Below are 13,487 nucleotides of genomic sequence, written 5' to 3' on the forward strand. Positions count from 1 at the left end.
CATATCTCAATAAAGTCCGGGCGCCCCAGCTCGCAAGGCAGACAGACCATGCTCAAGTCCCGTTTTTGTGCGTCCGCGGTCGCGTCGACGATCGCCCTCATTGTGTGCTGCGCGAGCGCCGGCGCGCGTGCCGAACTCGGCGGCGCGATGCCGAACGAGGCTAGCTCCGGCCCGAGCGCGCCGCGCACGATACTCAACGGCGCGCTGCGCGTGCGCACGCTGACCGACGCCGGCAACACGACCATCAACGAATACGCGACGAGCACCGGCCAGATCGTTGCCTACACCTGGCAAGGCCCAACCATGCCGGACCTGCACGCGCTGCTCGGCCAATACGCCGGCTCGTATCAGACGGGCGCGGCAGCGGCGGGATCGGCGAGCGGCAACCTGCATGCGTCGCGGATTGCGCGGCCCGACGTGATCGTCGAATCCGGCGGCCCGATGCGCGGCTACGTCGGCCGCGCGTGGCTGCCCGCGGCCTTGCCGGCCGGCGTCACGGCCAACGATCTCCAGTAACGCGCCCCCGTCCTTCGGCGCCACCCTTCGGCCCCGGCTCTCAGCCCCGCTTCTCAGCCCCATCCATCAGCCCCATCCATCAGCCCCGTCCCTCAGCCCCAACTGACGCCCGTCACGCCATGAAACCCGCCTTCCGCCTCTACGCCCTCGTCCTCGTCGCGTGCGCGGCCCTCGCCGCCTGTGGCGGCGGCGGCTCGAGCAGCACGTCGTCCACTTCGTCCGGCCCCGGCTCGTCAGGCGGCACGCCGTCCTCGTCGGGCACGTCCACCCCTTCGAACACGCCCAACCCGAACCCGAGCGTGCCGCAGTCGAACACGCCGAACGTGCAGCCGGTCGCGGTCGGCGTGTCGCCCAACATGACACGCAACATGCTGACGACGAGCGTCACGATCTGCCAGGCCGGCACCAGCACTTGCGCGACGATCGACGACATCCAGGTCGACACCGGCTCGAACGGCCTGCGTATCCTCGCGTCCGCGCTGCCCTCGGGCTTCACGCTGCCGGCCGTGGCGGCGGCCGGCACAGCGGGAGTCGCGGGCGAATGCGCGGTGTTCGGCAGCGGCTACGCGTGGGGCTCGGTGCGCAGCGCGGACGTGCGCATGGCCGGGCAGCTCGCCGCGTCGATCCCGGTGCAGCTGATCGCCGACCCGGCGCTGCCCGCCGCGCCCACCGACTGCGCGAACTCCGGCCCGGCCATGCTGACGGTTGCGGGCCTGCACTCGAACGGCATTCTCGGCGTCGGTCTCTTCAGCACCGATTGCGGCGGCGGCTGCGCCAACGCCGCGCTGCCGCGCTGGTACTACAGCTGCACCGCGAGCGGTGCCTGCACGGCGAGCATGCAGGCGCTCGCGCAGCAGGTGACCAACCCGGTCAGCAGTTTCCCTCTCGACAACAACGGCGTCGTGATCGATCTGCCCGCCGTCGCCGATGCCGGCGCGGCCAGCGTGTCGGGCTCGCTGATCTTCGGCATCGGCACCCAGGCAAACAACACGCTCGGCGGCGCGAGCGTCGTCAAGGCCAACTCGGTGACGGGCTACGTGACCACGACGTCCGGCGGCCAGACCTATGCGCTGAGCTATCTGGACAGCGGCTCGAACGGGCTTTTCTTCGGCTCGTCCCAGTTCCCGCTGTGCGGCTTCTGGTACTGCCCGACGTCGACGCAAACGGCCAGCGCGTCGATCACGGGAATCGACGGCGTATCGAACACGGTCTCGTTCAATGTCGGCAATTCGAGCACGCTGTTCGCGTCGTCGAACAATGCGTTCGATAACCTCGCGGGCATGTCGAGCCAGGGCTTCGGCTGGGGCTTGCCGTTCTTCTACGGCCGGCGCGTCTATACGGCGATCGCGTCGCGCAATACGTCGGCCGGGACGGGTCCCTACTACGCGTTCTGAACGCGCCGCAGCGACGCGCTCACGCGCGGGAGAATTCAGGTGTGGGGAAGTAGCCTGCGCGGATTCAACCCGCTGCGCTGGCAGCCTGCGCGACCGGGGCGGCCGGGGCAACCGGTGCAACGAGCTTCGCCGGCGCGAGCCAGCGGAATACGGCGAGTGCTTCGCCATTGAACGTGCATTCGGCGGCGGCCGGCGTCATGACCTTTTTGGGCTTGACAGGTTTCGCCGCCACGTTGACGACAGCCGAAGCCTCCTTCGGTGCAGACGCCACGAGCGGAGCCGACGCCTCTCCCGGTGCGGACGCTACGAGCGAAGCGGAAGCCGCTCCCGGCGCGGACGCCACACGCGGAGCCGAAGCCCCTTTCGGCGCGGATGCCACACGCGGGGCCGAAGCCGCCGCCTCGGACGCCGTCTGCATATGCTCGATCGATCCTTCGATCACCACCCGCGAGCCGCGAATCGCAGCGCCCCGATGGCTGACCCGCAGCGTATCCGACGACGTTTCGGCCAGCTTGCTTCGCATCAACTGCTCGCATGCGCCCGAGTTGCGGGAAGCGGTCGTGCAGGCCGTCAGCAGCGCGGCGGCGGTCGCGACACAGGCGACAGAGAGAATGCGGATCTTCATCGATGTTCCGTTTTTTAGCCGTCGGCCATTGTAGCTTACGGTCTCGCCGACCGGCAGCGCAGCCGCATGCCGCATGCCGCATGCCGCATGCCGCTTGACCGCAACGGATCGCATCGGCATCGTGTTGGGCGGCCGCGTTGTCCGTCCCGCGGATTTGCCGACGGACACGACGCGGTTTCTCCACCTTGCACCGACCCGCTTCTCCATGCTCAGCCTCGTCCTGCTCGCGATCGTCGCCTATGCCGCGACCAATATCGACAACCTGTTCGTGCTGCTCGCGTTCCTGACCGAAGCCGGAACCGGAGGGCGCCGGCGCGTGCTCGCGGGACAGTACGCGGGGTCGCTCATCCTCGTCGCGGCGTCGCTCGTGCTCGCGGCCCTGCTCACGCGCCTGCCGACCGGCTATGTCGGCCTGCTCGGCTGCCTGCCGATCGGCGTGGGCCTGAGCAAGGCGTGGGAGCGTTTCGGCCCCGGCCGCGCGCAACGCAAGGAAGAAACGGACCCGAGCGAGCCCACCGCGCGCGCTTCAACCGATCGAGCCGACCCGGCCCTCTCGAGCCGTGGCTCGTCGAGCTGGGCCGTCGCAAGTGTCGCGATCGCCAACGGCTCGGACAACCTCGCCGTCTATGTGCCGCTTTACGCGAGCCATACGCCCGCCGAGAACGCGCTCATTTCGCTCGTGTTCGTCGTCATGATCGGGCTGTGGTGCGCGGGCGCGGTGTGGTTCGTCGAGCATCCGCTGCTTGGCGCGCCGATCCGGCGTTACGGCTCCGCGCTGCTGCCGCTGATCCTGCTCGCGATCGGCGTCTCGGTAATCGTGCACAACGATACGCTGCACGCTGTGTTCGGGCTGTAAGCGGCGCGGGTCGCGGCGGGATTCACCGCAACACTTCACCGCAACACATCCCGAAAGCCCGCGAGCGAACGGCCCAGGCCCTTGACGCAATCCCAATAATATGTTCCCATTGCGCACCATGTACCGCACCCAGACCACCCTCTCGCTACTACTAGCCCGCTCTACCGGGCTAGGTCTGCTGCTGCGCGCTTCCGCTTCCCTCTGATACACCGAAGCACCGCTTGATTCCCCAGTAACTGACCCAGCCCCGGTTTCCGACCGGCGGCCCAGTATCGCTTTTTCGTCGTCCGGTCGACTACCTCCACGGTCTCCTCCTCGGATGATGAAAATGTTGAAAAACCCCGCTACCAAGTACCGTTCGTTCAAGCCCATCAATCTGGTTGACCGCCAGTGGCCGTCGCGCGTCATCACGCGTGCGCCGATCTGGATGAGCACCGACCTGCGCGACGGCAACCAGGCCCTGTTCGAACCGATGAACGCCGAGCGCAAGATGCGCATGTTCAAGACGCTCGTGCAGATCGGCTTCAAGGAAATCGAAGTCGCGTTTCCGTCCGCGTCGCAGACCGACTTCAACTTCGTGCGCGAACTGATCGAAGGCGGCCATATCCCCGACGACGTCACGATCGAAGTGCTCACGCAGGCGCGTGACGATCTCATCGAGCGCACTTTCGAATCGCTGCGCGGCGCCCCGCGCGCGATCGTCCACCTCTACAACGCGACCGCGCCGGAATTCCGCAAGATCGTGTTCGGCCTCGAAAAGAGCGGCGTGATCGAACTCGCGCAAAAGGCCGCGCGCACCATGAAGCGTTTCGCCGATGCGCAGCCGGAAACGCACTTCACGCTGCAATACAGCCCGGAAGTATTCAGCGGCACCGAACTCGAATTCGCGAAGGAAGTCTGCGACGCCGTGTTCGACATCTGGCAACCGACGCCGGACCACAAGGCCATCGTCAACCTGCCGGCCACCGTCGAAATGGCGACGCCGAACGTCTACGCGGACCAGATCGAATGGATGCACCGCAACCTCAAGCGCCGCGATTCGCTGATCGTCTCGGTGCATCCGCATAACGACCGCGGCACCGCCGTGGCCGCCGCGGAACTCGCGGTGATGGCCGGCGCCGATCGCGTCGAAGGATGCCTCTTCGGCAACGGCGAGCGCACTGGCAACGTCGACCTCGTCACGCTCGCGCTGAATCTCTACACGCAGGGCGTCGACCCCGAACTCGATTTCTCGAACATCAACGAAGTGGCGCGCACAGCCGAGGAGTGCACGCAGTTGCCGGTTCATCCGCGTCATCCGTATGTCGGCGATCTCGTGTTCACCGCGTTCTCGGGCTCGCATCAGGACGCGATCAAGAAGGGTCTCGCCGTGCAGAAGCCGGACGCGATCTGGGAAGTGCCGTACATGCCGATCGATCCGAGCGACCTCGGCCGTACCTACGATTCGGTGATCCGCGTGAACAGCCAGTCGGGCAAGGGTGGCATCGCCTACCTGCTCGAACAGAGCTACGGCGTCGTGTTGCCGCGCCGTCTGCAGGTCGATTTCAGCTCGGCCGTGCAGCGCTTTACCGACGACAGCGGCCAGGAAGTCACGCCCACGCAGATCTGGGAACTGTTCCAGCAGGAATACGTGCGCACGTCCGAACCGGTCCGCTACATCGGACACAGCCTGTCCGAGCATGACGGCCGCGAGCACATCAAGCTCACGGTCGAAATCAACGGCACGCCGCGCGTGCTGACCGGTGCGGGTAACGGCCCGCTCGACGCGCTCATGCACGCATTCGACGTGCCGGTGCGCATCCAGCACTACGAAGAACGCGCGCTCACGCAAGGCGCCGACGCTCGCGCGATCGCGATTGCCGAAATGGCCGGCGCCGATGTGTCCGGTAGCGCGTTCGGCGTCGGCGTCGATGCGAACCTCGTGACGGCCTCGATCCGCGCGGTAATCAGCGGCGTCAATCGCGCTTATGCTCGTGCAAACGTGGAAGCGCAGGAGCGTTTCTTCGAAGCCGCATTGCGCGATGCCGAGGAACGCGCGGCGGTGTGACGCTTCGGTTTGCGTTGACGTGTGCCGAGGTGCGCTGATCATTCAGCGCACCGACGGCAAAGAGGGGGCGCGCTAAACGATCAGCGCGCCCCCTCTTTTCATTCACGATTGATCCGCGCTGGCAGCGGCCAGCGCTCAATGAAACACGTCGCGGCCGAAATACTTTTCTGAAATCCGCTGATACGTACCGTCTTTCCTGAGGCTCGCGAGCGCCTCGTTGATCGCCGCGCACAACTTCGGGCTGCCCTTGCGCATCAACACGGCGGAACGGTCGTAGCTATCGGGCGACGTATCGACCGCGACGACCTTCACCTTCGCATCGGGCTTGCGCTTCTGGTAGTCGAGAAACGACAACGCATCGTTGACGGTCGCATCGACGCGGCCCGCGCTCACCAGCTCGATCGACTCGTCGAAGCCCTGCGCGGGAATCACTTGGGCGCCATGCGCGGCGGCGATCCTGCCGACAATGCTCGTCTGCGTATTGGCGGACTTCCTGCCCTTCAGGTCGTCGAAGCTTTTGATCGTCGTGTTGTCCGACGCGACGATCAACACCGCGTGCGACGTGATGTACGGGTCGGAGTAATCGTATTTGAGCTTGCGCTCGTCGGTGACGGCCACTTCGTTGATCACCGCGTCGTAGCGGTTCATGTCGAGACCGGCAATCAGCCCCTCCCATCTGCCTTCGATGAATTGCGGCCTGACACCGAGACGCTGCGCGATCGCCGTGCCGAGTTCCACGTCGAAGCCGGTCAGCCTGCCCGCGTCGTCGTGATAGGTAAACGGCGCATAGGTGCCTTCCGTGCCGATCCGGAGCACGCCGGTTGCCCTGATTTGCGCGAGGTTATCGCCGGCGAATACCGGGCTCACGCTCGCCTGCAACAGCGCGGCCAGCGCCAGGAAACGAATCGGCTTCATCGAGGGCTCCGTCGGGTTTGCCATGCCGGTGGCCGGGGGCGCGGCGCGGCCCGGCCACCGGCTGGCAGACCCTAACCGCGCGCGACGATCGAATCGTTGAGCGCCGCCACCACGCGGCCAATGAACGATTCGTCCTTGCTCGAGAGCGCTTTGGCTTCGCCCGACGAGCTATGCAGCAGCACGTGATACTCGCCTTTCTGCGCACGCCACCATAGCACGGCGAGCGCAATCAGGATCGCGCCGATCACGACGCCGGCGAGTCCGGCAAACATCGCGCACAGTCCAACCACGCCGACCACGATCGGGCCGCCGCGCTTCGCCGGCTCGATCTTGCTCTTGACCGACGTGATGCCGCTCATCGCATAGGTCTGCGCCGGCACGATGAAGCGCGCGCTCGTCACCTTCACGCCGCCTTCTTCCAGAAAGATCCGCTCATCCATGTGTTACTCCTCTTGTAGTGTCCAGTGACGGCGCTCCTGCGTGAGCACTTTGCATGAGCGCCCTGCATCAGCGCCCTGCATGAGCGAGCCGTTCAATTGATCGGGCTGAGCAGCGCCGGCTGACCGAATTCGACGAGCTTCGCATTCGACTTCTCGAACCAGCTGCTCCAGAACTGCCGCAACGCAGCCATCGTCTTCGGATCGCGATACGCCTTCGTCTTGTCCGCGTCCTCGGTGAGAATGCCCGCGCCCAGCACGTACACGCGCGCGCCGCCGAAATCGCCGAACAGCGAAGCGTCGGCGACCTTCTTCAATTCGGCGGACGGGTCGATCTTGCGCACCGCGTTGTGCGCGTAGAAGCTGCTGATCGACGAGTTTTCGAGCATGTCCGAGACGAGGAACACCACGCGGTCCTGGGAGGGCGAATTGCGCACGCGGTCGGACAGATCCTTCAGGCTGGCGAGAATGTCCGACTTGGCGAGGTCGTTGGTCGCGCCGTTTTCGATCTCGATGAATTTGCTGGCGGCCAGCTTGCGTCCATAGCCAAGCTGGCCTTGCATGCACGCATCGAAATTACGCAACAGGCGCTCGCTGATATCGTCGCGATCCTTCTGCGCGACCGGCTGCTCCAGGTAGCCGCGCGTGACCACGTCGGTGTAGTGCCCCTGGGTGAACGCGGAGAATTCGGCGAGCGTAAACGCCGAGCCCGGTTTCACCAGACGCGCGAGGTTTTCGTTGACCTGCGCCTTCAGGTTCGCATCGAGCTGCGTGGTCTGATCGACCATCAGAAAAAGCTCCTGCTGCGGCACGGCGGCCGGCGCCTTGAGCTTGTTGGCCGCATAGCAGCTCGGCACGTCGTTGGTCGTGCCCGCCCAGCTCGCCGTCGCGGCGCACAGGCTGAGCACGCACACGCTGGCGGCGGCGCAAAGACGGATCGGCAGACGAGTCATGAATTGCATGAGTTCGCCCCTCAACCCAACAGTGAATCGAGTTCGGCGGAACGCTTCGCCTTCTCGGCGTCGGCGATGTCCGCTTCCGCTTTCTTGCGGCGGCCGATTTCGGCGATCACCGCTTTCTGCGTCGCCTCGTCCAGCGCGAGCACGTAAGCCTTCTTCTGCGCCGGATCGGCCAGCGTGCCGAGGCGCGCCATATGTTCTTCGATGCCGCCAGGCAGCGCCGTGCTCAGCGAAGCGGGGGCCGTCGTCGCGGGTGCGGCTTGCGGTGCGGCAGCGGTTTCCGACGCCGTGGTCGTCGTGGGCAATACCGGCACGGCCTGCGGCAAGGCTTGCGGCGCGACCTGCGATTGCGCAACGGATTGCGCGGCCTGCTGCGCCAACGCGGCCTGCGCATTCTTCGCTGCCGCGTCCGCCGCTTCGCGGGCCGCTTTCTCGCGCGCCCGGACCTGCAACTGCTCGAGGTAATCGTCGAAGCTGAAGCGGTAGCCAGCGTGCGAGTTGCTGCTGTTTTCGGTCAGACGGCGCTGCAGATTCTGCAGTTGCGAATTGGCGAGCGCGATCAACGGACGGAAGTAATCTTCGTAATCCTCATAAGTGGCGAAGCCGCGATTCGCGAGCCAGGCCGCATGACCGTCACGCGACGCGAAGCCGCCTTTGAAGCCCGCGTAAATACCGATGATCTGCGTCATCACGAAGATCACCGCCAGCGTGATGAAGGCGGCGATGCCCTCCGTCCTCGTCGACGCATGTTCGTCGCTTTGCGCCTTCGCGTCTGCCTTCTTCTGCGAGTCGGTGATGTCCGCGGGCAACGTGGCGGCGCTCGCGAACGGATTGCCGTTGTCGGTTGCGGTGATGCCGACCGTCTCGCGCGTCTGCTCGCCTTCCAGCGCGCTCATACGCATCCACGTCGACAGCACGGCGATCGCAATGATGACGACAATCGCCGCGCCCACCATGAAATAGCTGCCGTGCGCGCCGACGCGGTTGACGATCTGCTTGTACGAGGGCATGCCGTCATCGAGCGACTGGTTGCCCGACAGCGCGATCGGCGTGTGGAAGTCGCCCTTGCGGCCACCTTCCTGCCACTCCTTGCGGCAGCGGCGAATCAGATTCGAGCGATGCAGCTGATGGCCGGCCGCGTGCGTGAGAAACATCATCGCGACGCACAGCACGATCACGATCGCGAACATCAGCAGCGTGTGCGTGTTGGCGCTGCCGTCGCGCGCCATCCATGTGCCGAGCAGGTACGAAAAGCCGAGGCCTTCGGCGGCCACCAGCACCGTCAGCACGGCCCACAGCCAGATCGGCGTGGGCTTGCGGCCGTTGTCCTCGGCGCGCGACAGATACACGTTGCGGCGCTCGAACTCGGTGCGCGAATGGTAGTGAACGAACTTGCCGTAGTCGGAGCACAACGTGCGTTCGGAATCGGTCCAGCCGGTCTTTTCGTCGGGCGTCGCGCTGCGCGAGAGCTTCGCCATCTTGCCGATCAACGGTACCTGATACCACCAGTGCATCAGCCGGAAATTGAGTGTGGCCCGATAGGCGAACAAGGTCGCCAGCACGATGCCGGCCGCGACCACGGCGCCGACGAGCCAGCCGTGTTGCTGCATGAAGTCAAACATGATTCCCCCGCTTTTCCTGTATCGATACGGTATTTATCTGGCCTTATCTGGCGATGGCGGGCCGGAAGTCGGCCGCGTAATACTTGCCCTGTTGCGCGCGCACGAGTTGTCCCTGACTCGCGACGAACGGCGCCGTCTTCGGAAAGACGATGTCCATGCAATTGAACAGCTTGCCGTTGTCGACGAACACGCGATACAGCACGCCCTGGCTGACCGGATACGCGTTCACGCGCGGGTGCAGCTGAAACGAGGGCCTGGCGCTTTGCGCCTGCGCTGGTGTGTAGTCCTGATAGACGACGAGTTCCGGGTTGTGCACGGGCGCCGCGCCATCGCGCAGCACGGCCACGTTCTTGAGCGCGACCAGATGACCGTTGACGGTCTGCGCCCACGATGTGTCGTAAAGCCCAGGGTAGTACTGCGAGGTCTTGAGGTTGAGGTCGGCGTCGTTGCTGACCGACTTCACGCTGTTGGCCACGCGAACCCGGTCGTTCGCGCAGGTGCGCGAGACGGGCGCGTCGTCGGCCTTGGCGTCGGAGAAAATCGACAGCGCCGATTTCTGTTGCGTCACGCTGCCGAAGTTGACGCCGAGCGACGCGGGCGCTGCTTCGTGCCAGCCGAAATCGACTTCGCCGGCCTTGACGGACAACGGCGCGGCCACGCCTCCCGTAGCGGGAGCGGCGGCCGTGGCAAAGGCCGATGCGGTAGCCGTGGGCTTCGACGGTGTAGCCGATGCAAGCGCGGCAGCCGGCGTTTGCGCACTACCGGCGCCAGCGGTTTTCGCCGTCGTGTTCGTGCCAGCGGCGCTTGGGCTTACCGCGTTCGTTGCATTCGCCGAGTTCGTCGCGACGGAAGCCGACGTGGCCGCCGCAGCCGCCGCGCTCGCGTTATCCGTATCCGTGCGGACGCCAGCCGAACGGCTATTGGCATCGGCCACGGCCGCCGCCTTGCCCGTCGCCCTGCCTTTTGCGCGCCGCGAGCCGGCGCGCGGCGTCTCGTGTGCGCCGCTGTCGGCCGCCACGTGCGCGTCGGCTTGCGCCGTTCGATCGACCGGGCGGTAGTACTGGTAATTCGGCGTGCGGCTGCTCAGGTAGTTCGACAGAATGTCGGACTTCACGTCGGTCAGATCGACGATTTCCACCCGGCGGTTGCTGGCGCGGCCTTCTTCCGTGCGGTTATCCGCGATCGGCAAGGTTTCACCGGCACCCTGATAGAACACCGAGTCGGCCGGCACGCCTTTCGCCGCGAACAGCTTCGCCACCGCGCGGGCGCGGCGCTCCGACAGATCCGCATTGTGCTGCGAGTCGCCGGTGTCGTCGGTGTGGCCGATCAGGAGGATGCGCGTGCTCGCCACCGCCGCCCGCTCTTGCGGCGTGCTCGCGCTCGCGAGACGCGTTTGCGGCCGGTACTGTTCCGCGATCTCGCCGAAATAGCGTTGCGCTTCGGGCGTCAGCGTGTCGGAGCCGCTGCGGAATTCCATGTTGCGCGGCATGTCCTTGATCGACACGCTGAGGCCAACCGGTTGCGCGTGCGAATCGCCGTCGGCCACTGCGACCGGGCTCACCGTCATGTCGAGATTGTTGGCCTTCGCGATTTTCGACAGCGCGCAGCGGCGCGCATCGAACGCGTGACCGACCAGACCGCCGGTCGCCGCACCGATCGCCGCGCCTATCAGGCCGCCAATCAGCTTGTTTCGGGAGACGGCCACGCCGATGGCCGTGCCGACAACCGCCCCGCCCACGCCGCCGATATTGCGCGCGTTATCCGAGCACGGATCGGCATTGTCGAAATGGGTTTGAATAAACTGCGCGAATCCGTTGGACGCGTGATTGGCGCTTCCCGAGGACGCGCCATTGGTTTGACCACCCTGCATATCCGCGCAGCCGCTTACACCGACCGTCGCGATCAAGGCAACACAAATCGGCCTTTTCATATTCGCCGTTATTATCTTCGAAATGTCTAGCAACAGCCGCGACCCAACCGCCCTCTCAAGCGTGCGACCGACCCCGTACGACAATGCCGGCATTAAAGCGGCATCGCGCATTACTACCTATCTTTCTATTTGGGCGTGATCCTAGCATGGGATTACGGCTGCTAATCAATGATTTTTTAATTACAAATACCTTACCCTGAATATAAGCCGGCGAATGATCTGGCCGTTTTATGTACGCGAAATCGTTTGCGCGTGTTCGATAATGATTCATTTTTGCATGTCCCGGTGATGAGAAAATCACCCGGTTGCGTCCGCCAGTCACGCACGCAACCGGATTCGCCGATTATTTTCCCGGCGCGTCAGCGTTTATTGCAAAGACCCATCACAAAGAATCCCGAACCGTTCGGCTCGTCGAGCCAATACATCGTCGTACTGTTGACGGGCAACAACACTGTCGTTTCCTTGCCCGCCGTCAGTTGAAACTGCGCGGCGATCATGCCGTCGATTCCCTGCGCAATCACCGGATCGGCGCTCGAGCGCGCCGCCGCATCGAGATCGAACGCGGCGTTGTAGCTCAGCGCCTGATGCAAGGTGCCGTCGGCGTTCACCATCTGGCCGCCGGCGATGGTCGACTCGATCACGTCGGCCTTGCCGGTCAGCACATTGCCGGGCGTCGTGTCGGGCTCGAGGCACACCCACTAGCCGTCATAGTCACCGCTGCGCAGCGTGCGGGTCGTGGTCAGCACCCACGAGCCGGTGCGCGGATTGCCTTCCGGCGCAAAACCGAAGCGGTCGACGAACAGCGTCGTGTTGCCGCCCTGGCGCGTAACGAACGCGCGGCCGATGGTCTGGCCGCCGATCGTGATATCGAACGCGCCGGGGTAGCTGGCCTGATCGGGGTCGGGGCTGAACGTCGCGGTGTCGGTCAGCGTGGCGCCGGTCGACGGATCGACGTTCGTGCAGGTGTCGGCATACGCCTTGCCAAAACAGAAGCGCGCGCTGCCATCCGCGTTGATCTTGACCTGGCCGGCCTCCGGCTCCTGCCAGCCGACCGGCACGCCCAGCTTGCTATAGTCGCCCGTCAGCGAGACGAGGCTGTAGGTGCCCGCGAGTTGCGCGAGGCCGGTCACGCCGTTGTTGGTGAGCGCGAGCTGCCCTTGCAGCAGCCCGCCGCCGCCGAGCAGATTCGGCACGTTCGACAGCGCCCCGCTCAGCAGGCCCGCGCCGTCGGCGTCCTTCGACAGCGACAGGGACAGCTTCAGCGCGGTGGCCTGCGCCGGCGACAGCGGCGAGCCGGCCGCCGCCGTCAGGTTGCTCACCGTGATCTGGCCGTTGTCGTTCTGATAGCTGCCGCTCACCTGCCCGCTCAGCCCGAATTGCGAGGTGACGAACGTGAGCGTCAAGCTGCCTGCGGCCGGCTGGTCGAGATCCACGCGGATCGTATCGCCGAAGCCCACGGTGCCGACATAACTGGAGCCGGATGCGAGCGGCGTCACGCTGCCCTGCGCGGGCGTGGTGGGCGTGCCCGTGGCGCCCGTGCCACCCGACGCGGCGGGGGTGCCACCATCGCCGCCGCCCCCGCAGGCGGCAAGCAGAATGGACAGGCTGGCACTGATACAAAGCAAAGCGGTCGTGGTCTGTTTCATTGTGTATTTGATGGCACTGGTAAAGAATTAAAAAAACATCGGTTTAAAACCGCGCTTCATTCAAGGTTGTTGCAATAGTCGAGAAAACTTCTTTGCAAGCGGGGATGCGCGTCGATCACCGACGCACACAAACCGGGAAATCGTTTCAGGAATGGAATCAACGGTGTGTTGTCGCGCGGAAATGCCCATTCTTCGCTTGGGCACATCACCACGGCTTTTTTCGAGTCGGCGGTAATTTCTATCCGCGGCCACGCGAGACAGATAAAACAGCCGGCGACAAACACATTGGTATCGGAATGAAAAGCCTGCGGGACATTGTCCAGAATGAATTGCAGCTCCATGGATTCTATATTTCTTATCGATGACCGTTGTTGCGAAGATTTCGCGTAAAGAAAGCGGGTTCGCCCACCAGCCGCGGACCGGATCGACGCGATTGGGCGTCTTATTGGTGTATTCGGTCGAAGTGCCAATTTGTTCGCCTTGCTGGCGAAATTTTTTTGAACCCGTTTTTCGGCTTGCGCCGCCACGGCCAATGCAATG

General features: G+C 64.7%; 13 protein-coding genes. 4 read left to right on the forward strand and 9 right to left on the reverse strand.

The window, feature by feature from the left end:
• The first annotated feature begins 48 nt into the window (after nucleotides 1-48).
• Together B9Z01_RS02795 and B9Z01_RS02800 are read left to right on the forward strand one after the other, a co-directional pair.
• A complete protein-coding gene (locus B9Z01_RS02795) occupies nucleotides 49-516 on the forward strand; it encodes a DUF2844 domain-containing protein (protein ID WP_085480718.1) in 468 nt (155 codons plus the stop codon).
• Between the two features lie 119 nt (nucleotides 517-635).
• Nucleotides 636-1,910 (forward strand): DUF3443 domain-containing protein, encoded by a 1,275-nt coding sequence (locus tag B9Z01_RS02800; RefSeq protein WP_085480719.1) that lies wholly within the window; start codon nucleotides 636-638, stop codon nucleotides 1,908-1,910.
• Between the two features lie 64 nt (nucleotides 1,911-1,974).
• Here B9Z01_RS02800 and B9Z01_RS02805 read toward each other — a convergent pair whose 3' ends face one another.
• The gene (locus B9Z01_RS02805; RefSeq protein WP_085480720.1) at nucleotides 1,975-2,535 is read right to left on the reverse strand and encodes a hypothetical protein; all 561 of its coding nucleotides are present in this window, start codon (nucleotides 2,533-2,535) and stop codon (nucleotides 1,975-1,977) included.
• A gap of 205 nt (nucleotides 2,536-2,740) precedes the next feature.
• On the opposite strand from B9Z01_RS02805, the gene B9Z01_RS02810 reads away from it, so the two are divergent.
• Nucleotides 2,741-3,391, forward strand: a complete 651-nt coding sequence (locus tag B9Z01_RS02810; protein WP_085481164.1) for a cadmium resistance transporter — start codon at nucleotides 2,741-2,743, stop codon at nucleotides 3,389-3,391.
• 328 nt (nucleotides 3,392-3,719) lie between these two features.
• A complete protein-coding gene (gene leuA / locus B9Z01_RS02815) occupies nucleotides 3,720-5,438 on the forward strand; it encodes a 2-isopropylmalate synthase (RefSeq protein WP_085480721.1) in 1,719 nt (572 codons plus the stop codon).
• Between the two features lie 135 nt (nucleotides 5,439-5,573).
• On the opposite strand, the gene B9Z01_RS02820 is transcribed toward leuA, so the two are convergent.
• The 8 genes from B9Z01_RS02820 to B9Z01_RS02855 all read right to left on the reverse strand — a co-directional run bounded on the left by B9Z01_RS02820 (nucleotide 5,574) and on the right by B9Z01_RS02855 (nucleotide 13,288).
• A complete protein-coding gene (locus B9Z01_RS02820) occupies nucleotides 5,574-6,353 on the reverse strand; it encodes an amino acid ABC transporter substrate-binding protein (RefSeq protein WP_085480722.1) in 780 nt (259 codons plus the stop codon).
• 71 nt (nucleotides 6,354-6,424) lie between these two features.
• Nucleotides 6,425-6,793: a DUF6232 family protein gene (locus tag B9Z01_RS02825; RefSeq protein ID WP_085480723.1), complete on the reverse strand. Its 369-nt coding sequence runs from the start codon at nucleotides 6,791-6,793 to the stop codon at nucleotides 6,425-6,427.
• A 92-nt stretch (nucleotides 6,794-6,885) separates the two neighbouring features.
• Entirely contained in the window at nucleotides 6,886-7,752 is an 867-nt protein-coding gene (locus B9Z01_RS02830) for a hypothetical protein (protein ID WP_244195912.1), read from the reverse strand.
• An 11-nt stretch (nucleotides 7,753-7,763) separates the two neighbouring features.
• Nucleotides 7,764-9,371 carry a hypothetical protein gene (locus B9Z01_RS02835; protein ID WP_085480724.1) on the reverse strand — a complete coding sequence of 536 codons (1,608 nt, stop codon included), beginning with the start codon at nucleotides 9,369-9,371 and terminating at the stop codon, nucleotides 7,764-7,766.
• 43 nt (nucleotides 9,372-9,414) lie between these two features.
• Nucleotides 9,415-11,412 carry an OmpA family protein gene (locus tag B9Z01_RS02840; RefSeq protein WP_085480725.1) on the reverse strand — a complete coding sequence of 666 codons (1,998 nt, stop codon included), beginning with the start codon at nucleotides 11,410-11,412 and terminating at the stop codon, nucleotides 9,415-9,417.
• A gap of 248 nt (nucleotides 11,413-11,660) precedes the next feature.
• The gene (locus B9Z01_RS02845) at nucleotides 11,661-11,996 is read right to left on the reverse strand and encodes a hypothetical protein (protein ID WP_085480726.1); all 336 of its coding nucleotides are present in this window, start codon (nucleotides 11,994-11,996) and stop codon (nucleotides 11,661-11,663) included.
• A 3-nt stretch (nucleotides 11,997-11,999) separates the two neighbouring features.
• Nucleotides 12,000-12,947: a hypothetical protein gene (locus B9Z01_RS02850; RefSeq protein ID WP_085480727.1), complete on the reverse strand. Its 948-nt coding sequence runs from the start codon at nucleotides 12,945-12,947 to the stop codon at nucleotides 12,000-12,002.
• 56 nt (nucleotides 12,948-13,003) lie between these two features.
• Nucleotides 13,004-13,288, reverse strand: a complete 285-nt coding sequence (locus B9Z01_RS02855) for a hypothetical protein (protein ID WP_085480728.1) — start codon at nucleotides 13,286-13,288, stop codon at nucleotides 13,004-13,006.
• Nucleotides 13,289-13,487 lie beyond the last annotated feature (199 nt).

The sequence above is a fragment of the Paraburkholderia susongensis genome, assembly GCF_900177725.1.
In the GTDB taxonomy this organism is placed as follows: domain Bacteria; phylum Pseudomonadota; class Gammaproteobacteria; order Burkholderiales; family Burkholderiaceae; genus Paraburkholderia; species Paraburkholderia susongensis.

Bases quoted from the DNA above. Each gene is read 5' to 3' on its own strand.
- B9Z01_RS02795 (WP_085480718.1), top strand. From the start codon at position 49: ATGCTCAAGTCCCGTTTTTGTGCGTCCGCGGTCGCGTCGACGATCGCC.
- B9Z01_RS02800 (WP_085480719.1), top strand. From the start codon at position 636: ATGAAACCCGCCTTCCGCCTCTACGCCCTCGTCCTCGTCGCGTGCGCG.
- B9Z01_RS02805 (WP_085480720.1), bottom strand. From the start codon at position 2,535: ATGAAGATCCGCATTCTCTCTGTCGCCTGTGTCGCGACCGCCGCCGCG.
- B9Z01_RS02810 (WP_085481164.1), top strand. From the start codon at position 2,741: ATGCTCAGCCTCGTCCTGCTCGCGATCGTCGCCTATGCCGCGACCAAT.
- leuA (WP_085480721.1), top strand. From the start codon at position 3,720: ATGTTGAAAAACCCCGCTACCAAGTACCGTTCGTTCAAGCCCATCAAT.
- B9Z01_RS02820 (WP_085480722.1), bottom strand. From the start codon at position 6,353: ATGAAGCCGATTCGTTTCCTGGCGCTGGCCGCGCTGTTGCAGGCGAGC.
- B9Z01_RS02825 (WP_085480723.1), bottom strand. From the start codon at position 6,793: ATGGATGAGCGGATCTTTCTGGAAGAAGGCGGCGTGAAGGTGACGAGC.
- B9Z01_RS02830 (WP_244195912.1), bottom strand. From the start codon at position 7,752: ATGCAATTCATGACTCGTCTGCCGATCCGTCTTTGCGCCGCCGCCAGC.
- B9Z01_RS02835 (WP_085480724.1), bottom strand. From the start codon at position 9,371: ATGTTTGACTTCATGCAGCAACACGGCTGGCTCGTCGGCGCCGTGGTC.
- B9Z01_RS02840 (WP_085480725.1), bottom strand. From the start codon at position 11,412: ATGCGCGATGCCGCTTTAATGCCGGCATTGTCGTACGGGGTCGGTCGC.
- B9Z01_RS02850 (WP_085480727.1), bottom strand. From the start codon at position 12,947: ATGAAACAGACCACGACCGCTTTGCTTTGTATCAGTGCCAGCCTGTCC.
- B9Z01_RS02855 (WP_085480728.1), bottom strand. From the start codon at position 13,288: ATGGAGCTGCAATTCATTCTGGACAATGTCCCGCAGGCTTTTCATTCC.